Origin of the sequence: Tissierella sp. (assembly GCF_032104385.1) — a bacterium.
Lineage (GTDB): Bacteria > Bacillota > Clostridia > Tissierellales > Tissierellaceae > Tissierella.
The window spans coordinates 119,578-139,889 of record NZ_DAMCHJ010000008.1 but is presented as its reverse complement, the minus strand read 5'-3'; the positions used below and the strand labels follow the sequence as shown (position 1 = coordinate 139,889).

Annotated in this window: 27 protein-coding genes; all 27 read right to left on the bottom strand. The window is 30.9% G+C overall.

Annotation, left to right across the window (positions count from 1 at the left end; genetic code table 11):
- Positions 1–967, bottom strand: a 967-nt coding sequence (locus RT714_RS09925) for an amidase domain-containing protein (RefSeq protein ID WP_313757413.1), incomplete at its 3' end; no start/stop codon positions are given.
- A gap of 82 nt (positions 968–1,049) precedes the next feature.
- A complete protein-coding gene (locus RT714_RS15960; protein WP_399326573.1) occupies positions 1,050–1,151 on the bottom strand; it encodes a hypothetical protein in 102 nt (33 codons plus the stop codon).
- A gap of 12 nt (positions 1,152–1,163) precedes the next feature.
- Complete coding sequence (locus RT714_RS09920; RefSeq protein WP_313757412.1) at positions 1,164–1,796, bottom strand: DUF4367 domain-containing protein; 633 nt, start codon at positions 1,794–1,796, stop codon at positions 1,164–1,166.
- 169 nt (positions 1,797–1,965) lie between these two features.
- Positions 1,966–2,148 carry a sigma factor-like helix-turn-helix DNA-binding protein gene (locus tag RT714_RS15955; RefSeq protein ID WP_399326577.1) on the bottom strand — a complete coding sequence of 61 codons (183 nt, stop codon included), beginning with the start codon at positions 2,146–2,148 and terminating at the stop codon, positions 1,966–1,968.
- 155 nt (positions 2,149–2,303) lie between these two features.
- Positions 2,304–2,471 (bottom strand): hypothetical protein, encoded by a 168-nt coding sequence (locus tag RT714_RS09915; protein WP_313757411.1) that lies wholly within the window; start codon positions 2,469–2,471, stop codon positions 2,304–2,306.
- 162 nt (positions 2,472–2,633) lie between these two features.
- Positions 2,634–2,978: a hypothetical protein gene (locus tag RT714_RS09910; RefSeq protein ID WP_313757410.1), complete on the bottom strand. Its 345-nt coding sequence runs from the start codon at positions 2,976–2,978 to the stop codon at positions 2,634–2,636.
- 194 nt (positions 2,979–3,172) lie between these two features.
- Positions 3,173–3,490 (bottom strand): phage replisome organizer N-terminal domain-containing protein, encoded by a 318-nt coding sequence (locus tag RT714_RS15950; protein WP_399326570.1) that lies wholly within the window; start codon positions 3,488–3,490, stop codon positions 3,173–3,175.
- Between the two features lie 467 nt (positions 3,491–3,957).
- A complete protein-coding gene (locus RT714_RS09900; protein ID WP_313757408.1) occupies positions 3,958–4,167 on the bottom strand; it encodes a helix-turn-helix transcriptional regulator in 210 nt (69 codons plus the stop codon).
- Between the two features lie 5 nt (positions 4,168–4,172).
- On the bottom strand, positions 4,173–4,478 hold the full coding sequence (locus RT714_RS09895; protein WP_313757407.1) for a DUF6442 family protein: 306 nt from the start codon (positions 4,476–4,478) through the stop codon (positions 4,173–4,175).
- Positions 4,479–5,570: 1,092 nt separating this feature from the next.
- Positions 5,571–5,960 (bottom strand): hypothetical protein, encoded by a 390-nt coding sequence (locus RT714_RS09890; protein WP_313757406.1) that lies wholly within the window; start codon positions 5,958–5,960, stop codon positions 5,571–5,573.
- A complete protein-coding gene (locus RT714_RS09885) occupies positions 5,950–6,528 on the bottom strand; it encodes a TetR/AcrR family transcriptional regulator (protein ID WP_313757405.1) in 579 nt (192 codons plus the stop codon). The genes RT714_RS09890 and RT714_RS09885 overlap by 11 nt, the downstream gene beginning before the upstream one ends.
- Positions 6,529–7,609: 1,081 nt before the next feature.
- A complete protein-coding gene (locus RT714_RS09880) occupies positions 7,610–8,359 on the bottom strand; it encodes a rhodanese-like domain-containing protein (protein WP_313757404.1) in 750 nt (249 codons plus the stop codon).
- Positions 8,360–8,484: 125 nt separating this feature from the next.
- Positions 8,485–10,038 carry a glutamate synthase-related protein gene (locus RT714_RS09875; RefSeq protein ID WP_313757403.1) on the bottom strand — a complete coding sequence of 518 codons (1,554 nt, stop codon included), beginning with the start codon at positions 10,036–10,038 and terminating at the stop codon, positions 8,485–8,487.
- Between the two features lie 15 nt (positions 10,039–10,053).
- Positions 10,054–10,410 carry a NifB/NifX family molybdenum-iron cluster-binding protein gene (locus tag RT714_RS09870; RefSeq protein ID WP_313757402.1) on the bottom strand — a complete coding sequence of 119 codons (357 nt, stop codon included), beginning with the start codon at positions 10,408–10,410 and terminating at the stop codon, positions 10,054–10,056.
- A gap of 2 nt (positions 10,411–10,412) precedes the next feature.
- Positions 10,413–11,249, bottom strand: a complete 837-nt coding sequence (locus tag RT714_RS09865; protein WP_313757401.1) for an Mrp/NBP35 family ATP-binding protein — start codon at positions 11,247–11,249, stop codon at positions 10,413–10,415.
- A gap of 12 nt (positions 11,250–11,261) precedes the next feature.
- A complete protein-coding gene (locus tag RT714_RS09860) occupies positions 11,262–12,125 on the bottom strand; it encodes an ATP-binding protein (protein ID WP_313757400.1) in 864 nt (287 codons plus the stop codon).
- Entirely contained in the window at positions 12,103–12,960 is an 858-nt protein-coding gene (locus tag RT714_RS09855) for an ATP-binding protein (RefSeq protein WP_313757399.1), read from the bottom strand. Before RT714_RS09855 ends, RT714_RS09860 begins: the two co-directional genes overlap by 23 nt.
- Before the next feature lies 1 nt (position 12,961).
- Positions 12,962–13,330 (bottom strand): NifB/NifX family molybdenum-iron cluster-binding protein, encoded by a 369-nt coding sequence (locus RT714_RS09850; RefSeq protein ID WP_313757398.1) that lies wholly within the window; start codon positions 13,328–13,330, stop codon positions 12,962–12,964.
- An 11-nt stretch (positions 13,331–13,341) separates the two neighbouring features.
- The gene (locus tag RT714_RS09845) at positions 13,342–13,722 is read right to left on the bottom strand and encodes a DUF134 domain-containing protein (protein ID WP_072971507.1); all 381 of its coding nucleotides are present in this window, start codon (positions 13,720–13,722) and stop codon (positions 13,342–13,344) included.
- Between the two features lie 2 nt (positions 13,723–13,724).
- Positions 13,725–13,922 (bottom strand): DUF5320 domain-containing protein, encoded by a 198-nt coding sequence (locus tag RT714_RS09840; protein ID WP_313757397.1) that lies wholly within the window; start codon positions 13,920–13,922, stop codon positions 13,725–13,727.
- Positions 13,923–14,187: 265 nt separating this feature from the next.
- Positions 14,188–14,661 (bottom strand): ATPase P, encoded by a 474-nt coding sequence (locus RT714_RS09835; protein WP_313757396.1) that lies wholly within the window; start codon positions 14,659–14,661, stop codon positions 14,188–14,190.
- 15 nt (positions 14,662–14,676) lie between these two features.
- Positions 14,677–15,420, bottom strand: coding sequence for a phosphate ABC transporter ATP-binding protein (locus RT714_RS09830; RefSeq protein WP_313757395.1), 744 nt, complete (start codon positions 15,418–15,420; stop codon positions 14,677–14,679).
- Complete coding sequence (locus tag RT714_RS09825) at positions 15,421–16,251, bottom strand: ABC transporter permease subunit (RefSeq protein ID WP_313757394.1); 831 nt, start codon at positions 16,249–16,251, stop codon at positions 15,421–15,423.
- 18 nt (positions 16,252–16,269) lie between these two features.
- Positions 16,270–17,130 carry a phosphate ABC transporter permease subunit PstC gene (gene pstC, locus RT714_RS09820; protein ID WP_313757393.1) on the bottom strand — a complete coding sequence of 287 codons (861 nt, stop codon included), beginning with the start codon at positions 17,128–17,130 and terminating at the stop codon, positions 16,270–16,272.
- Between the two features lie 41 nt (positions 17,131–17,171).
- Positions 17,172–18,074, bottom strand: coding sequence for a phosphate ABC transporter substrate-binding protein (locus RT714_RS09815; RefSeq protein ID WP_313757392.1), 903 nt, complete (start codon positions 18,072–18,074; stop codon positions 17,172–17,174).
- Positions 18,075–18,392: 318 nt separating this feature from the next.
- The gene (locus tag RT714_RS09810; RefSeq protein WP_313757391.1) at positions 18,393–19,556 is read right to left on the bottom strand and encodes a hypothetical protein; all 1,164 of its coding nucleotides are present in this window, start codon (positions 19,554–19,556) and stop codon (positions 18,393–18,395) included.
- A 174-nt stretch (positions 19,557–19,730) separates the two neighbouring features.
- Positions 19,731–20,237 carry a GNAT family N-acetyltransferase gene (locus RT714_RS09805; protein ID WP_313757390.1) on the bottom strand — a complete coding sequence of 169 codons (507 nt, stop codon included), beginning with the start codon at positions 20,235–20,237 and terminating at the stop codon, positions 19,731–19,733.
- Positions 20,238–20,312 lie beyond the last annotated feature (75 nt).

The following is a 20,312-nucleotide window of genomic DNA, read 5'->3' as shown; positions in this document are numbered from 1 at the left end:
CAAATGCTTTAGTCCAGCTACTTTCTTCGTAAAAGTAACCCTTATCAACCATATACGGAGCTACTCCACCATTATTATTGTGACCTGTTCTAAACCAATTTATATATTTAAAAGCTCCTATAGTAGAACCATTAGAATGGTGAGCCCATTTGCCGCTTATGTCTTGCGGAATGCCGCCTTGGTTTATCGCCCTCGATACAAAATTGGCACAATCGCTACCATAACCGTTGGCCTTCGAATACTCTGGTTCTTTTGCCCTGTTATCTCTCGCCCAGTCTCTAGATTTAAGTCTATCATATTGTACAGAACTCATTGTAGAGTTGTTTACTTTGTCACTTAATGTAATCTGGGTAATCACTTCCTCAACGGCTTTATAGCCCTTATCAAAAGCGTTTTCTTCGTTCTCTTCTCTGCTGCTTTTGATACTGTCAACGCTAGTTAGAAGTGATTCTTCTTCCTCAAGGAAATCAATGCGTGAAAAAAGTTCAAAGTCTTCTGTCATCGCCATTCTGGAATTTCCTAATTTAATGGTATAAAGCACTTGAACATTCCTTGTGTTATTATAAGCTTCTTCAATGTCCATTATAAGAGGTTGAATTTCACTTTCTGCGATTGACTTCTCTTTACCTTCCAGCTTGTCAATCTTATCAAGCATTCCTTGAACAAAGGCATTTTCAGATACAGACCTTGTCAGCATCATATCTACATAAACGTCAATGTCTATAAGTCTATCAGTCCCCACAATCTTCTCTTCGTTAATATCATATGTGAAGTTTTCAAAAATATATGAATCTCCATATGTATCAACTAATTGATTTTGTATTGCTTCATAAATCCTTTGTTGTTGATATTTACTTAGGACACTTGACGCTTGCACATCTTTAGTTGCGGCGAAAACGGCAGAAAAACTTACCATAATGATAAGCGTAAGTGCCATTGATACCACTACTGTTCTCTTAAATTTCATAAAAATCCTCCTTAAATTATTATTGGTTCTTACCCATATAACGCATGAAAATGAAAAAAGGGACATATTTTTAAAAGTATTTTTACTTGAAAATATTTTCTGCTATTTTTATAACTTCACCTTTGTCTAAATGTGCTACAATATGGCATTCAATGCTATCCTGATACCATAGTAAATAAGTCATTTTATCTGTTTATCACATATATGCATTAGATTCTTTAAAAATAAACTCCTCTATTTCTATATTTTCTGTATCATAAAATAATTCACCTTTTCTGGACGATTCGAAAAAACTTATATCTAGTTTTTTATCATCCTCTGAAAAATAATTATAAATTAGCATATTATTGCCTTCATCAACATTAGTTAATTTAAAACCGGAAGGAATATAATTGTTTTTTAATAACTTTAGATCGATAGTATCAATATCTTTATTTATATTTTGTGGTATAAAGATGCTAAGCTTAGGGAATGTTACAACTACCCAGTCAAAAAACCTTTCACATATCTCTATATTAACTGCCAAAACAGTAGAAAAACTTAAAAAACATACCAATATAAAGATAGCTACTCTTTCAGCCATTATTAGGAATATTTTATTAGGTTTTTGTGGACTCTTAATATCTTTTAGCTTTTGCCTGAAAAACTTAGAATAAGTAGGTTGATGTAGTACTTCAATATTATCATAGTCTTTTGTATCTTCTATAAGAACTATTTCACAAACCTTTTTCAAAGAATTATCATCAATCCATGAATTTCCCAAATCCATAAAGCATGATAGCATTTTTTGTATATAACGTAATTTGTTTTTAGAGTCTTCTATTTTCAATATCTTATCTGTTTCAGAAGGTATACTTTTAAAACAATATCGAAAGAAAAAAATGTTTTTATATTAAATTTGTATTTCATTCTGAAGAGATAATTCACACAATTCTTTTGAGACAGCTTTAACCGTATTGTTCACTTTTTTCACCTTCCTTATAATATAATCATATTTTTTAAAATGCGTTGACCACGTTTTTTACAGTTTCTTCAGTGATTCCTAAAAGCTCTGAAATATCTTTAAATCTCATTTCATTGACAAAGCGCAGATGAACAAAAAATTTTTTGTCATATGAAAGTCTATTCATACAGTAAAGTAATTGTTCTTTATTTACTGTTTCTAAATATTCTTCTTCAATATCATAATCTCCTTCGCTATGGTCAAAATAGTCTACATCCTTTACATGTATAATCTTCTTACGTTTTCTTATAATATTAATTATTTCATTTTTAATATTATAACTCAGTAGGCTTCTATTTGGGGACAGGGCAAAATAGATATTTTTTCTATATTTTAGATAATTTTTAAAAATGTTTCAGATAGAAGCTCTTCTACATCAAATTTATTCCTTAATATATTAAAAGAAATATTATAAATCCATACATTCAATTTTGAGAAAATCTTATTAAACAAATCCTTTTCTTCATCCCATATTACTCCCAGTAGTATAATTATCATCATATACCACCACCTATAAAACTAGATTGCAATTTAGTTAACTTCATGTTATCAATTGAATAAAATTTGTAATAGCCGTAATAAAACTTTGAAAAATAGTTCCTATATAAAACACTAAAAATACTTACTAACAGAATATTGTGATTATTAAATAACATTATATAACTACATTACTACATTATAAATTGCAAAACAGATATGTAAAAAAGAAGCCTGACAAGCAGGGGAAGTTGGTACACACCTTGCGCTTTTGCATAAAATTCCCTTACTGGCTTTGCTAAAATGCAGATTGACGATATATGTTGTGCCACCGATTTTCGTTATGAAGCTGGGTGCAGGTTCCTTAATTATCAATAGAGCATTGCAATTGAGGGCAGCTATATATTCCCTTTTAGCAATACAACCGGCAAAGTAGCTTTTCTCGGTTTCCACATCTTCCCATAGAAGCAAATCTATATTATCGGCTTTCACTTTCTCAAAATTATCTACATACTTTTTTGCCTTATCCATATTGGGGATAGTTCCGTTATCGTTTGCAAAAGTCTATTCTAAAACCTTGCTTTTGCCATGCAATCACCCATAATAGGGTGCTTGTCTATTCCCTCAAAGATATGTGCTTTAAATAGGCTTGTTTTCCTGTGCGTCCTCCTTTGCCCGTCTGCAAATGGTAGAAAAGTGGCTTTTGTAGGTTTTTCCTGTACTTATCATATATTCTGAAAGTCTTTCGATATATTCTCATAGACAGATTTCAACTCACTTTCTAACTGTTCTAATTCATTATCACTAAAAGAAACATTTTGATATTGTCCTAAAAATTGTTGGAGTGCTTTTTCTACTGTTCCACTTTGATAATTTGTCAAAGTTGCTATCATCTGTGGAGTGTAAGCAATATCATCTTGTAATAATAATTGATCCTCGTGCTTGAGAGATAAGTGATTAGAGTTTACTGCCAAGCGTAACTTCGTTTCATCAATGTGGTATAAATCTCTGTAGTGGTAATGCAATGATTTCTTGCTGAACATTCACTGCCTTACGCTTTCCTCAAGGGTTAAATATAGTATGCGTTTCAGCATTTTAGAAGTTTCTAAATCTTCAGCAACATTGTTTTCTATCATATAAACCTTGTTTTTTTAGATACTTCCTTAACTATCTGATAGATACTATTTTTCTTGCTCTTGTACCTGCACTTAAATTATATACATCTCTCTTTATTCTTCTTTTTTGGCAAAGAAACTCATAGAGCATCAATATCTCGGTGTAATATTCAATTATGGTGTTTTATGAGCGATCTTTAATTACTGTTAAATAAGATAAATATTCCTCTAGAAACGGAAAACTATTGTGATTTTTAAGTATTTTATACTTTCCTTTCTTGTTTTAGACAACAAAAAAAGACGAGATTTCTCCCGCCTTTCATTGCCCTTGTTTAATTATTAAAATTTTATTCCCTTCTAGGTTTTTGCAAGGATACAATTGTATGCTCATAATCTCACTCAAAATAGAATAGTTCCTCGAATTTTTTGTCAAGTGCAATACAGAGAATAAGCGCTAATTTAGCAGTAGGATTAAATTGTCCTGTTTCAATAGAGCTGATCGTATTGCGAGAAACTCCGACCAGTTCAGCAAGCTCTTGTTGGGACAGATTTTTTTCCGCTCTTGCCACTTTCAATTTATTTTTTAATATCAAATCATCTTTCATATTCTTTACCTCACCGAAACAAAGCCTGCCAACGATGCTGCAGCTGCAATAAACCCTGCAATTATAGTAATTAGACACGCTTTCTTTTGAGTGAAACGATATTTAGGAATTGCCTCTGCTGCTATAAATGTCCAGAAAAGTGCAAATATTGCATAGCTTTGCTCTCCCAAAAAGCTATTGAATATTACTTCGAACAAAAAAACGCAGCAAAACGCAATAAAACCAAGCTTCCTCCCGTTGTTTTCTGTGTGTTCCATTCCTTCATCTTGTTTCTGTTGGCGACTTCTTTTCAAAATTTCATCGTTATTCATAATCTATACTCCTTTACAAGTATTATTGTATTTTTGCAAAGTTTAATTTGCAAGTTTGTTTTATCACTACCAAGTTTACTTGTCAATAAGTCTTGAAAAGTTTTATGTACAAAATTAAAAGGTTGGCTAAAAAGCCAACCTTTGTAAAAGCAAAGAAAATTTATCATAAAAAATAAAATCTGTTCACCAGCCTTTTTAAAGAATACTCAATTATATATTCATATAAGGTTTTCTTATATAGAAATGTTTGACCTTTCCTACCCTCATAAGCTTTCTTACAGTACCGTCCACCAATGCCTCCTAACATTTTGTTCAAGTGTCACTCAAGATACTCCTTAAATCGTTCTTTATAATATTGTTTGTCTCTCATTCTTAAGCCAGCCCTAATAATCATTTTTCAGTGATAGGTGCTGACTGCGTAATCTAAAATTTACTGTACCTTATTTGTAAGAAATAATGGAAATCCCTCCAACGGAATTTTTTCTTACAAAATCATAGATTTTTATATATCCTGTAATTGCAATGAAGTATGCTTATGCGAATTTTACAGATTCTAAATTCCAACCTGTTCCTCAACATTACAAATACTTCGGAATGACTTAAAAAACTCAAAATCCACCGGTGGATTGTCATAGATTTATAGCTATTCTGTTCAAGGTCAGCTTCCAGAGCTACCCTTGCAGTAAGTACACTTTGCTCGTCCTCGTACTGGCTTGCAAAGCGTGTTAATCACCATACCTCGGCAAGCACTACTTGTGCTAAAAAATCTGCGCAGATATAATGGGTAAAATTGCAAGTGCTGGGTGGATTACTGTTTGTTATGGTGATTTTCTTCTCTACCACTGTTCACTCCCCCTTTGAATTAAGGTAGTTAATTTCAAAATAGGCTTTAATCAGGCGACTTTGATTTTAGACAAATAAAAAGCCCATAACCACGCGAAACATTCTCATAGGTTATCTGCTCTGCGTCTTAGCGTCTGGCTCTTTGATAACTGATATATTTAGCTGTCTTACATTGATTAACATTTCCTTGAGGATGAAATTTTATCCACAAACCACAAATAAGAACGATTGCTAAACTTCCGAGTATTTTCATAAGTTTTCCTCCACGTTTTCCACTGAATACTGATATTTTATTCTTGCAATATGATTGGAGCTAACACCAACACAAATCATAATTATCAAAAGCCAAAATCCCAAATTGGGATAAATCTTATTACCAAAAATCAACCCTATTGGAGATTGCACAAAAAGAATTAAGGCAAATATGTTAATCAATTTGTTTTTTTGATAATTACCAATCGGAGTAACGCTCAACATAGGAAATTTCAAGCGTATTACTTGATCCAAAACCAACCCAATCGTCAAAAACATAAACATAACTAATATGCCATAACCTTTATAGTGCCAGTCGGTAATAATTAAGGACGGAATAGCTGCGACAAAAGCAAGTATAGAGAGTATTTTTAAATTATTTTTCATTTGTTTCACCTCCTCCCAACAGTAAATCAAGCTGACTATCTATAAATCTTTGTAGCTCCGCTGACTCTTGTAGGTTTATACCGGAATACTTGTGAAAATCTTTTGCCCTATAAAAAACGACCTGCATGAATGATACAATTTCATAGGCTAATATTTTACAAATATGTTCCTCCTTTTTACCGTGGAAATGTTCCTTAATATAAGGTAATATCTTATATGGTATATCAATCGGAGCGTTTAGTAGTACATAAGGAATAGAAAGCCTTGTTATGCTTTCATATCGTATAGTCACTTCAGAAATATGGTAAAGAAGCATTTTCAATTTTTCCTTTGGGCTAAAATTATCTTTGTCTTTAATGGTAAATTGATTGAACTCTAACGCAATAATTTCATCAATAGCAAATTTTAATAATTCGTCTTTTGATCCAAAACAGTAATTTATCATAGCCAAATTGACATTTGCTTGACTTGCTATTTGACGTGCTGTAATTTTTTCTGGATTTTTTGCAGTCAGAAGCAATTCTTTTGTTGCGGAAATTAACTGGCTTTTTGTATCCTCACTTTGCATTGCTATTCCTCCTATAATTAAACATGTTTAATACACGTTTAATTATAGGCCATCTCTATGCTGTTGTCAAGGTAAGGGGATTTTCACGAAACAGATTAGCACATTTTTCTTTTGCGAAAGTTTGGAAAAAAATGATTTTCCGTTGTTGTAAGTATTGAGGAATAAAGTTTCGTAGCAAGTATAGGAAGTGTCCCGGTAGATGAGCAGTAACGGGCATTGATAGAAAAAAACAAAGCTGATACTAAGTGTACAATTATTTATCACACTTTGCATTAGATTCGTTTACATAATTCAATATTCAAGATATTCGAATTAAAACCCTTATTTTTTGAAAAGTTTTCAAATAAAAGTAAGGTCCGTAATGAATTCAAATAATATGCCTGCTTTCATCAAAATCCATTACGGACCTTGTAAAAGGAGAACATATCTTTTCAGTATTAACTGAAAATTGAAATCTGTTTACGAACCTCACATTTATAGTATGTGATTAATTTAAAATATTATGCATTAGAATATTTTTGAAAAATAAAAGAATAGATTGATTCTAGTCATTTAAATCTTATCTAATTTATCTCTCTCCTAAAAATAATAATTAACACTTTATAACTATCTTTCATATTGTATTATTATACCCCTTACTTTCACCTAAACAAAAAGTATAAATAGGAGGTGCTTTTATGGGTGGCTTATTTGGCGGCAGAAGAGGATGTGACAGAGAATGTGGCATGGATAATTCTCTACTATTCTTTTTCCTAATATTAGTAATTATTTTCATGAACTGTGATTTCTGATAATTAGTAATAACTGAATCGGGGTTTATCCCCGATTCTTTTTATCTTCTATCACTCTATAAATCCTCTCTATTTAATCTATAATTACACTCCCTCTCATTTCAAAGATATATACCTTGCACATCTCAACAAGCTACTTCCTATTCCCTTGTCAAAATCTGTTATAAAGACTAAGGTAGTATTCCTACAGATCAAAAGACTGTGTTCTATAATATAAAAAAGAACCTCATTGATATGTGGTTTCTAGATAATTCCATTAAACCAACAGAGGTTCTTTTTAAAAAAAATTATTATTTTACTAAAACAAATTGAAATTCTTTCACGCCCTCAATAGCATTTACAATGTTTTCATAACCAATATCTTCTAGTTGCTTTGCAACCTCAGCACTCTTCGTACCAGTATTGCAATATAAAGCTATCGTCTTATCTTTTGGTAATTTATCAATATTAGACTCTACTGCATCAAATGGAACATTGATAGCCCCTTCAATCATTCCCTCATCTGCAACTTGTTTTTCTGGTCTAACGTCTACTAATACCATATCTTTGTTTTCATCAATAAACTCTTGAAATGCAGCTCCCCTTAAGTCATCATAGTGAACTAAATCATATTCAAATTCCTTAACTCCTGCAGCATTAGTCACATCTTTAAATCCATTATTTGCTAAAATTTCTGCAACTTGTCCACTCTTTTTTCCTGAATTACAATAAGTTATAATTGGGAAATCTTTTAAATCTTCAAGTTCACCAATTCTACCTTCAAAACCTTCAATATTCATATTAATAGCATGTTGAATATGACCTGCTTTATATTCTTCAGGTGAACGTACATCAATAATTAAAACCTTATCTTTTTCTTTTCCTGAATTTTGCTTTACAAGTTCTTCACCTGTCATTGTTTTTATTGCTGCTACATCTGTAGAGTTATCTCCAGACTTATCTGCAGGTTCTGTAGTATTTTTTCCACATGCAACCATCAATGACATTGTCAATATCATTACAACCAACAAAGTAAATAATTTAAATCTTTTGCTATTCATTAATATTCCCCCTATTTTATAATTCATTAATTTTACCTTGTTGATTATAACATTATAAATCTTAATTTTCAATTTTTATAATATATATCTATTCCCTACAGATACCCATAGATTTATTTAATTAATTATATATTACTTAATTCTCTCTCTAATATATCACTATATGTTTCTAATCCTGTTACTTTAGCTGCTAATTCAGTTAATGGAATTATATCTTTTCTATCTATATATTCTAGTGAGAATTTCCTATTTAAAGCCATAAGTTGCTTTAATCCTGTGGATATTCTATTTATATAGGAATAAACACCTATAGCACCAGTAGAAATATTTAAAGCATCATCACCATATAATCCTCTAAGTTCTCTTATACCACTGAATATTTCTTCTATATTAGAACCAAATCTTTGATAATCCTTAGGCACAGTGCCTCCTTTTATAAGTTCCCCCACTTGCTTTCCTGCCATAGCTGCTGCCATAGCTGCTCTTCCTATTCCAACAAGACCTATATATGGAGCACCTAAGGCTAATCCCTTAAATACTTGGTCTTCCATAGCAATTCCGCCAGCTATTGCAATCTGTGGAAGTGGATAATTCTTTTCATTCATTTTCTTTAAAATATTATATAATAAACTTTCCATATAAACTGTAGGAATACCCCATTCATTCATCATCTTACTTGGACTATTTCCAGAACCTCCGCCAGCACCATCAAATGTAACTAAATCAACGCCAGCCTTTGATGCAATTTTAAGTATTCTAATTAAATCTTCTGGATCAAATGGTCCAGTTTTAAAGCATATATGTTCTGCACCTAGTTCTCGTAGTTCTTTTACCCTATTGATTAAAATATCCTCATTCCATATTGGTAGCTTACTAATTCTTTCAAATACCTGTCCTATCCCTTTTTTATAATTATCTGCTACTACTGGATCAGATGGATCAGGATAAACTAAATATCCTTTTTTTTGAAACTCCAAAGCATCTTCAATTTTTTCAACCCTGCCCATTCCTTGTATTCCTTTAGAGCCTTGTCCAAATTTTAGCTCCACGGATTTAACTCCTAGTTTAGTAATAGCATAATCTAATACACCTAAATTTTCATCATCATAATTCCCTTGAAGAATAATATCTCCATAGCCCCTATAATATTTCCTAAATGATGATACCATTTCTTCTATTAAAGGTGATGCAACAACCTTCCCATTTTTTAAAACTAAATCTTTATCTTTTGCTACTACATCTTCACCTATTACAACTAATACCCCTGCTAAAGCAGCTCCAGCATAATAATCTCTCCAATTAAGCTTTGCTATGGCTGGTAAAACTATAGGTGCATTTAATTTAACTTTATTGTTTATTCCAAATGTTGTACCTATATTTGCTTTAGGAAAAGTTACTAATTCTGCATCTTCATTGCATCCCAATGCACCAAATACTCTCCCATTAATGTTGAAATGAGAAAAATCTAATGGATAATTCTTCTCAGATGCAAATTGATTTATATCTGTTTTATAAGGATAAATTGCTTCTGAGCCACGAACTGCTGATAAACCTATTTCACATGTACCAGTGCAATTAGCAGTACATACAGCACACATACCTGAAAATTCAGATAGGTGTGCAAAATCTCTCATTTTCGTATTAGTTATAGAACTTCCTAAAGATGGACTATATGACATAATAAAAACCTCCTTTTAATTTCCACACTCATTATGGTGTTGATGTTCATTACAAACTGAGCCTGTTGATTTAAGTGAACCTTGTAAATAACTATTTACAGCTTCCTTAGCATCTCCTTTGGCACCTACTATTACTTCTATATCCTTTTCATTAAAAATGTCAATTGCTCCTCCTCCCATTCCGCCTGAAATAATAACATTTACTCCCAAATCATTTAAAAAATTTGGTAGAAATCCAGGTTTATGCCCTGGATTAGGAATTATCTCAGTTTTAATAATCTTTTTTTCTTCTATTTCAAAAATGCTGAAATTCTCACAATGTCCAAAATGCTCTGTTACCATTTTGCCCTCACTAGCAACTGCTATTTTCATAATTACTCCTCCATTTCATCTAATATTTGCGAAATACTGTTTAAATAGTTAACTTCAAATGTTTCAATAGAACCATTATCACATGATGATGCAAGTTTAGGATCTATTGGCATCTTAGCAAGTACATTTATATTATGTTCTTTTGCAATTTCATCAATATGACTATCTCCAAATACCTTAATTTCTTTTCCACAATCAGGACATTTTAAATATGACATATTTTCAACTAATCCAATGATAGGTATATTCATCATTTCTGCCATCTTAACTGCTTTAGATACTATCATTGAAACTAATTCTTGTGGCGATGTTACTATAATTATTCCATCAATTGGAAGAGACTGAAATACAGTAAGAGGAACATCTCCAGTTCCTGGAGGCATATCAACAAACATATAATCAATATCTCCCCAGATTACATCAGTCCAGAACTGTTTAACAGCACTAGCTATTATAGGTCCTCTCCAAACTACAGGATCCGTATCATTTTCTACTAATAGGTTAATAGACATAATATTGATACCTGTTTTACTTTTAACTGGAAACCAACCAAGCTTATTTGCTCTAGCCTTCTCTTCTACTCCAAAAGCCTTAGGTATTGAAGGTCCAGTAATATCTGCATCTAATATTGCAGTATTGTATCCTTTTCTATTCATTGATGCTGCTAAGATAGATGTAACTAATGACTTTCCTACACCACCTTTACCACTTACTATTCCTATTACCTTTTTTATATTACTTAATTCATGTGATTTTTCTAGAAAGTCCATAGTAGTTTCCTTTCTGTCACTACATTCTACGCTACAAGTATTACAATTTTGATTACAGTTTTCGCTCATATTTTTTCTCCTTTATTCATTTATGATTTTCATTGTATTTTTAAACACATCTTTTGCTGCATTGCCTGCTTTACATTTAACATCAACTATACTCTGCCCAGTGTTTATAGCTTTAATTACTTCTTTATCATAAGGTATTTCCCCCACAAATGCTAAGTTCAGTTGTTCACATATTGATTTAATCTTATTAGTATTCTCTACATTTGTATCATATTTATTAACACAAACAAGGGTTTTAACATTTAATTTTTTTGCAGTCCTAATAATTCGTAGCATATCATTAATACCTGAAAGGGAAGGTTCTGCAACGATAAGCACCATATCTACACCACTAAGAGATGCTATTACTGGACAGCCAATTCCTGGAGAACCATCAATAATAGCCAAATCTGCATTTTCAACAGATTCTTTCATCTGTTTTTTAACTTCACTTACTAATTTTCCAGAAGTTCCACTCCCCATTTTTAATTGTGCTGTAGAAAATATTTTATCTTTTGTATATAAAGTTAATTTACCTGCAATATCTGGTCTAAGAGCTATTGCGTCAAATGAACATATCTCTTCACAAACTCCACAGCCTTCACATGAAAAATAATCAACTTTAAATTCTTCATTGACTAATTTAATAGCATCAAAACGACAACTTTCTTTACATATACCACAGCTTTTACATTTCCCAGTATCTATAAAGGCTTTGTCCATACCGTAATAATCTGATATTATAGGCTGAGAAATTTGATTCATTAATAAATGCAGATTGGGAGCATCAACATCACAATCTGCAAATGCCTTAGCATTTGCCAGTTTTATAAAAGCACTAGCAACAGTAGTTTTTCCTGTTCCTCCTTTACCACTAAGGATTAATAATTGTTTCATCACATACCTCCTTAGTAATATTATTTAATAAATTTATAAATACCTCTTGATATTTTTTACTTTGTTTTGATGCAATTAAACCATTTGAATTCATTTTTCCTAATTTAACACTAAAAGGAATTCTTGCTAAAATTTCTACTTTATTATGAATGCAAAATTCTTCAACGGGGTTATTATCATCTAAACATTTGTTTAAAACTATCCCGAAAGGTTTTTCAAACAATCTAACTAATTCATAAACCATGTTCAAGTTATGAACCCCAAATATTGTAGGTTCTGCTACTAAGACACAATAATCTGCATCTTTAATACTTTCCATTACCATACAAGAACTTCCTGGAGGACAATCAATTATAACTAAATCATTATTAATTAAATTATCTCTTAGAATTTCACTTATAATAGGAACCCCTGAAACCTCACCAGTATTTAGGATTCCTGTTAATACAGTTACATTGTCAGATAATCCTTTTTCTATTATTCCAATAACTCTTTCCTTTTCTGATAAAGCCTTTTCAGGACAAAACAATGCACATCCTCCACAAGAATGACATACTTCATCAAAAATAATTAATCTATCCTTAACATAAGCCAGTGCATTAAATTTACAAAACTCAACACATTTTCTACACCCAGTACATAGCTCCTGATTAACATTAGGTATCTTCACTGATATTTCTTTAATAGATAATTTCTGGGGTTTTAAAAATAAATGCCCATTCGGTTCTTCAACATCACAGTCTAAATAAATGGACTTTTCTGCAACAGTAGCCAAGTTAACTGATATAAAGGTTTTCCCTGTACCTCCTTTGCCACTAAGCACTGCTATCTTCATATTATTTGCCTCCATGATTATGAAATCCTGAATGAATCTCTTCAAGTAAAGACAATTGTCCATTTATAAAAGCATCTATATTATCTTCTATAGAATCATTAATTGTTTTATATATCTTCACTCTGCCTGCATTTATTACATCAGCTGCCTTCTCCCCGCATCTTGGAGTAATTAGCACCTCTGCCCCGCTATCAACTACTGATTGAGCAGCTTTGATTCCTGCTCCGCCTTGACTTGAAATTGCACTATTATCTATAAAAATACTTTCTTTTGTATCTGTATCATAAATAAGAAAATAAGGTGTTCTACCAAAGGACATACATACTGTTGTTTTTATAGAATTATCATTTACAGGAATAACTATTTTCATTTTAATATCTCCTATTCTTTTACATTAATTTTATGCTCTAGCCTTTCATTACATCTATGTCTTCGACATCTTCTGCATCCATGTCTTTTTTCATTTTCATCATAAAGCATATAATCTCCGCCTTCTATTTTCAATATGTTTCCATTAACCAAGGATTCTGCAATCTTTTTTCTTGCATCATTATAAATTCTCTGGACAGTAGTCCTAGCTACATTCATTCTATCAGCACATTCTTCCTGCATCATTCCTTCTAAATCTATAAGACGAATGGCCTCATATTCATCAACTGTCATAATGATTGCTTTACTATCTGTTTTTTCAGTATCAAGTGGTCCAAACATATTGCTTTCAGGTAAGCAACATACCTTCCTCCATTTTCTAGGCCTTGCCATCATTATTCTCCTTTACAAAATTCTAATTGAGTATTTATCATTTCTAACCTTCTTTCAAGTAAAACTTTTTGTTCCTCTAACAGATCTTTTTCTCTAATACACATCGTTGAGTATAATGAATTTCTTCTAAGTCCATAGTGTACCCCTCTTCTATTACACCTTCTACCTTTATTTTTTCCCATTCCATATCTTCCAAACATATATTATTTCCTCCTCATTATTAGTTATTAACATATGTCCATTTGACTTTATTATATCTTATTTTGGACATATGTCAATAACTTTTATAATAATAATTGGAATTTTTACTTTTTTCTCAGGAGCTACCTTCGGCTTTTTTACATAAAAAATACTCCTCCTTGTAGTTACAGTTTTTATTATTTTAACTGTCTTTTACAAAGGGAGCATATTAATTATGGTTAATTGGTATTTTTTATTAATTATACCTTTTCCATTATAAGGGTTTCAACTTCTCAAAGTTGCTTTAACCATATTTTTATTAAGTAATATATTTAATGCATCTATAGTAGATTTCACTACTATATCAGCTTTAGATAATAGTTCTCCTGAAGCTCCTTCTCTCTCTATTATGGCTATAGATAATATTGCTTCTTTAAACATGGGGATGTCATTATATCCATTACCTAAACAAACAGTATTTCCTTTAATACTTCTTACTATTTCTTTTTTTGAATCTCCCGCATTATCCTTGGGAAAAGTTAAGATTTTTCCATTGATACCTATGCACTCTTTTTCTACAGTTCCATAGGTATCTGCTGTTAATATATATATTTTTACATACTCTGCTAACTTATTTATCAACTCTTCTACACCATTTATTAATTTCCCATCCACTGCTATAGTACCATTATAGTCAAAAACAATATTTTGTACTTCTATATTCTCTCTACCTGGTATTTCATATATTAACAAATTCATCCCTCCACTTTAAATCTATCCATATATTCCTTCTAAGTATTCTTTTGTCATTTTATTCTTTGGATTAAAAAACATTTCCTCAGTTTTCCCATATTCTATTAGTTCACCATTTAAAATAAATGCTGTATAATCGGATATTCTTCTAGCTTGGGACAAATTGTGAGTCACTATTATTATAGTATATTCCTTAGAAAGTTTCAGTAACATTTCCTCTATAATAGCAGTGTTTTTTATATCTAATGATGAACACGGTTCATCCAAAAGTAATACTTCTGGTTCTACAGTTAATGCTCTTGCTATGGAAAGTCTTTGCTGTTGTCCTCCTGATAACTTCATAGCTGACATATTTAATTCATTATTTATTTCTTCAAAAAGTCCTACTCTTCTTAGATTATATTCTACTATGTTTTGTAGTTCCTTTTTATCTTTTATTCCATAATATACAGGTGCATAAATCATATTTTTATATATGGACAAAGGAAAGGGTGTAGGCTTTTGAAATACCATACCTATCATTTTCCTTATATTATCTTTATTATATTCTCTGATATCTTTATCTTTAAATAAAATTTCTCCACTATAGCTACCGCCTTGTTCCTCTAACATCAGATTTAGAGCCATAAGAAATGTAGATTTACCACAACCTGAAGGTCCAATAATTGCAGTTATTTTATTTTTCATAAAGGACATAGACAAATCCTTTAATATCAATTTATTATCATAACTAACCTTTAAATCATTCACCTTTATTAATTCCATTTACCTATGTTCCTTTCTATTTAAAATCAAAGATAAAACATTAATTATAAGTAATAGTATAATAAGTATTGCAGCAGTACCATATGCTTTCTCCAACGATATTCCTTCCCCCGTTAATATATAAAGGTGAAAGGGAAGTGCCATGACAGGAGAAAGTATGGATTTAGGTATTGGAGCAAATATTACAGCCCCTGTTAATATTATTGGTGCAGTAGCTCCCATAGCAAATCCTCCCCCTAAGAGAATGGCTGAAATAATGTCTTCTCTACATATTGGTAATATCAATTTAAATATGGTATAAAATTTTGATACTCCTAAAGCATATGATGTACTGATAATATTAGAGTTTATCTCATTCATTATCTTTTCAATCCTAACCTCGATATATGGAAATATCATAATTCCCAATGTTATACTTGCTGTTAATAAGGATCTATTAATCTTAAAATATAAAATTAATAATGTATAACCAAACATACCTAAAATAATAGAAGGGATGCCAGCCATACATTGTATTATTAAATGAATTATATCACCTATGTATTTATTTCTACAATAAAAAATTGTATAAATAGCTGTGGCTATGGCTAAAAAAGATGCAAAAAAGCAAGATAATAACATTAATAATAGACTGCCAACAATAGCTGGAAATATTCCTCCCTCTGCTCCTAATGGTATGCCTTTTGGATTGTTAAAAATAAATTCTAAATCAATAGAGCCCATTCCTTTTTTAAATATATATCCTAGAATAAATATAGTAACTCCTACTACTATAATGGTGCTCATTATAATCCACAGTTTAAATATATTATCTTTAATTTTTTCCTTCATAAATATCTCAACCTTTAGTTATATTATTTTTCTTTTTATTATGTATAGAATAACATTGATAATAAGCAAAATCATCATAAGTACAAAACCTGAAGCATAAAGTGCATGATAATGAAGACTGCCTACTTCTGCCATTCCCATTTCAAGTGCAATTAGGGAAGGAATTGTTTGACATTTTCCCAACAATTTAGGAATTATTGGTGCATTACCTATTACCATCATTACGGCCATAGTTTCCCCCATACCTCTACCTAATGCTAATACTCCAGAAGCTAATATGCTTCTTTTACTATTAGGCAAAACTATTTTTCTAATCATATAGGATTTAGAAACCCCTAATGCATTTGAGTATGTAGAGTTTTCATTATAAATCTTTTCCATAGACTCCTCACATGTGGAAATAATAAATGGTAACATCATAATAGAAAGAATTATACCACCTGCTAATACGGATTCTCCAGTAGCTAATAAAAATTTTGTCTCAAAGAATTTTACAAGCACAAGCAATCCAATAAATCCATGAATAACAGAAGGTATACCAGCTAGTATATCTACTATAACTCTAACTATTTTTTTAAATTTATTATTAGTATAATTTGATAAAACAATAGCATTCCCTACTCCTATAGGCAATGCAATAGCAATTCCTATTAATGATACATATATAGTTCCTAGTATAGTAGGGTATATTGATAATTTATTTGGAAAATTAAGAGGGTTCCATTTATTACCGAAAATAAATTTTATTATAGAAACCTCTTTAAAAAACACAATGCTTTCTCTTAAAATAAATAATATTATGAAAGAAAGTATCAATAATGATAATACTGTAAGAAAACAAACTATTGATTTGAAAATTCTATTTTCTAGGTCTTTCACTATAATCACCTCAAAAAAATAAGGGGCTAAGGCCCCTAATTTTAGTTTGTTGGTACAAACCCCATTTTTGCAATAATCTCTGAACCTTTATCTGACAAAACAAAATCCATAAATGCCTTTTGCTCAGATGTCAATTCTCCTCTTTTAACTACAATAAGAGGTCTTGATACCTTATATGATCCATTTACTATATTTTCTTCTGTTGGCTCTATTCCATCAACTTTTAATGGTATAAGCTTTCCTACGTTTTGATTTACCATACCAAAGGAAGCATAACCTATTGCATCTTTGTTTTCGATTATCTTTGTAACTAAGGCACCCATTGAAGGAGATTGAATCGCATCTTCTCTTACTTGTACATCACCCATTATACTCTTTTGGAATACTTCATGGGCTCCACCACCTAAATCTCTAATAACAACTACTATTTCCTTATGTTCAAGACTATCATCTAAATCATCCCAATACTTATATTCTCCCGAAAATATTTTCATAATCTCTTCAGTGCTTAAACTGTCCTTTAGTTTTACCAATGGGTTTTCTGGATTTATAGAAATAGTTAAGGCATCTATCCCTAAAACAAATTCTTTCATATCACCCACCTTATCTTTTTCTTCATCCTTTACTCCCCTAGCTAACATACCAAAATCACTAGTTCCTTCTATTACTGACTTAACACCAGCACCAGAGCCACCTGCTGATACATAGATGGATACATTCTTATCTGGAAAACTAGGATCTACCTTATCCCAGGTAGTATTTGATTCAATAAAATCTGTCGCAATAGCAGATATTACAGGCGCTAAAGTAGATGAACCATTAAAAGTCATTTGGGCTTTAAACTCATTTTCTACAGCTGCTGGAGTACCCTCCTTATCCTTACACCCAACTAAAGATGTAACTAAAACTAATGCAATTAATAACAAACTAATTCGTCTTCTCATACTGACCTCCTATATGTATTAATATTAACAAAGTACATAATATAGTCTATATTCAATACTTAGGTATGTCCAATTAATTTCATCTATAATTGAATATGTATCTATAGAAAATATTAATAAACTTTTTTCAATCTAAGTTATTAAATAATTATTTTTCCATTAGTATAATATTATACCAATGATATTTTCCGTAAAAACCTTTTCTAGCTTATAATTAATAAATCAACTAAAATAACAATATCAAAATTTAATTATTTAACAAGTTAATATAAAATACAATCCGAATAAAATTTTAATTCGGATTGTATTTTTATTATCCTAATATCTTAATATAGCTGCAACAGTCCCGCCATCTGGCACTTTATCCGGCTCTACCACATATACTGTACCACCTCGAGATATAGTGAGGGTAGCCGCACGATCTATTAAATCTTCATTTTCTATATTTTGTTCTTCGTGAAAATCTACTTTATTATTATCTGGGTTAAATCTACCCCATTGATGAATTCCATTAGCAATAAATAATGTTTCAATTTGACCATTATAAGCTTGAGATAGAATTTTTCTCAATGATTTAGAAGATAATCCATTTTTCTGGCCTGAAAATTGATTATATTTAGCTTCTGCCAATTCTTGTATTTTTAAGAATTTAGGCTCCATAATCTCCCATGCCATCTTTTGTAAATCATCCCCATATAATATCTCAGGGTTACCTTTAATAAATTCATCTACTATATTTGGATATTTACTAATTTCCTTATATATAGGAATTAAATATTCTACCCCAGCAAGCACTAAGGGTATTTCTTCTCCTTTATTCAATTTATTTAGAGATTCATCAATTGCACGAAAATATCTAGCTAACTCATTTTTATCAAAGTCATTTTCTACAGCCTGCCCTTGACTTGCTATATTATATGAAAGTGAAGAGCTACTTATTGGATTTGCAGTACGAATTTGTAATTTAGTTCTTGGGTCATCATCTACTTTCATATCTTCAACACTTCGAGGTGCATCTTCCATCACTATTTCCTTAACTGTTTGTCTAGAAGCTTTAAATAATCTCACTTCATTTTTACTTAATGCTAATATATAAAATTGACCATCTGTTGTAAATAAAGGAAGGAGTGGTTTAGTGTAAAATTTATCTGAAATTACCACTTGATCCTTAACCTCAAATGGAAGGTGATAATAACTTATTTTATCTGGAGTTATAAATATTGCTAAACCTTCTGTTTGGTTTTGCCAAAATGTTGTTTCATCAATTAAATTACTAGCTGATTGTAAGATGTTTCCAACTTCTGATTTACTTAAACCCATATTAAATAATTTATCTTCTGCTTCTCTAATGCACTGTTTATATCGTATTGGATTTTGTTTAATATCTGCTCCCATACGACAGGTAGGCATATAGATTGAGATACACCATTCTTCCTCTGAATTTATTAATTCTTCAAATTTTTTTCTAGTTAGTATATCCATTTTTGCCTCCTTTGAAAAATTATTTTATAATCTAATAAATTATTATCTTTATTAATTTGCCCACTATATAATTTACATATGTAGCTATTTATTTAGCTTAATAGACTATATATTGAAAAATTTCCAGATGCTCAAATGGCATCTGGAAATTTTTGGTTTTTTTATTTTTAAAATTTAAAATTCGTTTGCTAAATCAATAAGTGTTTGATTATGTACACGATATACTGTCCATTCATCCATAGGAACTGCACCTATACTCTTATAAAAATTAATAGAAGGCTCATTCCAATCTATACACCACCACTCAAATCTCCCACAATTTCTTTCTATAGCTAATTTTGCTAAGAAGGATAAAAATATTTTACCATATCCTTTTCCTCTCATTTCAGGTCTTACATACAAATCTTCTAAGTAAATACCAGGTCTTCCAAGGAAAGTAGAGAAGTTATGAAAAAACAAAGCGAAACCTACTGGCTCACCATCATGCTCTCCAATAATAACCTCTGCAGCCTTTCTAACAAATAATGAATCCATAAGTATTTCTTCTGTTGCAACTACTTCATGTAACAATTTTTCATAATCTGCTAATTCTTTAATAAAATCTAATATAAGTTTTACATCTTTTCCCTCAGCAAATCTGATTTTAAAATGTTCATTTTTTGTTGGTGTTAGTGTTTTCATTTTAATTTATCCCCTTTGTATTGGTATAACATCCTCAATCTACATATAATTTTATTGTATTACTAGAGTGATTAT

What these genes read in the sequence shown, in the direction of transcription:
- RT714_RS15950 (WP_399326570.1), bottom strand. Translation starts at nt 3,490, where the DNA reads ATGTTCAGCAAGAAATCATTGCATTACCACTACAGAGATTTATACCAC.
- RT714_RS09840 (WP_313757397.1), bottom strand. Translation starts at nt 13,922, where the DNA reads ATGTTTGGAAGATATGGAATGGGAAAAAATAAAGGTAGAAGGTGTAAT.
- RT714_RS09880 (WP_313757404.1), bottom strand. Translation starts at nt 8,359, where the DNA reads ATGAATAGCAAAAGATTTAAATTATTTACTTTGTTGGTTGTAATGATA.
- RT714_RS09870 (WP_313757402.1), bottom strand. Translation starts at nt 10,410, where the DNA reads ATGAAAATAGCAGTTGCTAGTGAGGGCAAAATGGTAACAGAGCATTTT.
- RT714_RS09865 (WP_313757401.1), bottom strand. Translation starts at nt 11,249, where the DNA reads ATGAGCGAAAACTGTAATCAAAATTGTAATACTTGTAGCGTAGAATGT.
- RT714_RS09810 (WP_313757391.1), bottom strand. Translation starts at nt 19,556, where the DNA reads ATGGATATACTAACTAGAAAAAAATTTGAAGAATTAATAAATTCAGAG.
- RT714_RS09875 (WP_313757403.1), bottom strand. Translation starts at nt 10,038, where the DNA reads ATGTCATATAGTCCATCTTTAGGAAGTTCTATAACTAATACGAAAATG.
- RT714_RS09830 (WP_313757395.1), bottom strand. Translation starts at nt 15,420, where the DNA reads ATGGAATTAATAAAGGTGAATGATTTAAAGGTTAGTTATGATAATAAA.
- RT714_RS09895 (WP_313757407.1), bottom strand. Translation starts at nt 4,478, where the DNA reads ATGAATAACGATGAAATTTTGAAAAGAAGTCGCCAACAGAAACAAGAT.
- RT714_RS15960 (WP_399326573.1), bottom strand. Translation starts at nt 1,151, where the DNA reads ATGACTTATTTACTATGGTATCAGGATAGCATTGAATGCCATATTGTA.
- RT714_RS09835 (WP_313757396.1), bottom strand. Translation starts at nt 14,661, where the DNA reads ATGAATTTGTTAATATATGAAATACCAGGTAGAGAGAATATAGAAGTA.
- RT714_RS09825 (WP_313757394.1), bottom strand. Translation starts at nt 16,251, where the DNA reads ATGAAGGAAAAAATTAAAGATAATATATTTAAACTGTGGATTATAATG.
- RT714_RS09915 (WP_313757411.1), bottom strand. Translation starts at nt 2,471, where the DNA reads ATGATGATAATTATACTACTGGGAGTAATATGGGATGAAGAAAAGGAT.
- RT714_RS09845 (WP_072971507.1), bottom strand. Translation starts at nt 13,722, where the DNA reads ATGGCAAGGCCTAGAAAATGGAGGAAGGTATGTTGCTTACCTGAAAGC.
- RT714_RS09850 (WP_313757398.1), bottom strand. Translation starts at nt 13,330, where the DNA reads ATGAAAATAGTTATTCCTGTAAATGATAATTCTATAAAAACAACAGTA.
- RT714_RS09815 (WP_313757392.1), bottom strand. Translation starts at nt 18,074, where the DNA reads ATGAGAAGACGAATTAGTTTGTTATTAATTGCATTAGTTTTAGTTACA.
- RT714_RS09910 (WP_313757410.1), bottom strand. Translation starts at nt 2,978, where the DNA reads ATGGATAAGGCAAAAAAGTATGTAGATAATTTTGAGAAAGTGAAAGCC.
- RT714_RS09860 (WP_313757400.1), bottom strand. Translation starts at nt 12,125, where the DNA reads ATGAAACAATTATTAATCCTTAGTGGTAAAGGAGGAACAGGAAAAACT.
- RT714_RS09805 (WP_313757390.1), bottom strand. Translation starts at nt 20,237, where the DNA reads ATGAAAACACTAACACCAACAAAAAATGAACATTTTAAAATCAGATTT.
- RT714_RS09885 (WP_313757405.1), bottom strand. Translation starts at nt 6,528, where the DNA reads ATGCAAAGTGAGGATACAAAAAGCCAGTTAATTTCCGCAACAAAAGAA.
- RT714_RS09855 (WP_313757399.1), bottom strand. Translation starts at nt 12,960, where the DNA reads ATGAAGATAGCAGTGCTTAGTGGCAAAGGAGGTACAGGGAAAACCTTT.
- RT714_RS09890 (WP_313757406.1), bottom strand. Translation starts at nt 5,960, where the DNA reads ATGAAAAATAATTTAAAAATACTCTCTATACTTGCTTTTGTCGCAGCT.
- RT714_RS09900 (WP_313757408.1), bottom strand. Translation starts at nt 4,167, where the DNA reads ATGAAAGATGATTTGATATTAAAAAATAAATTGAAAGTGGCAAGAGCG.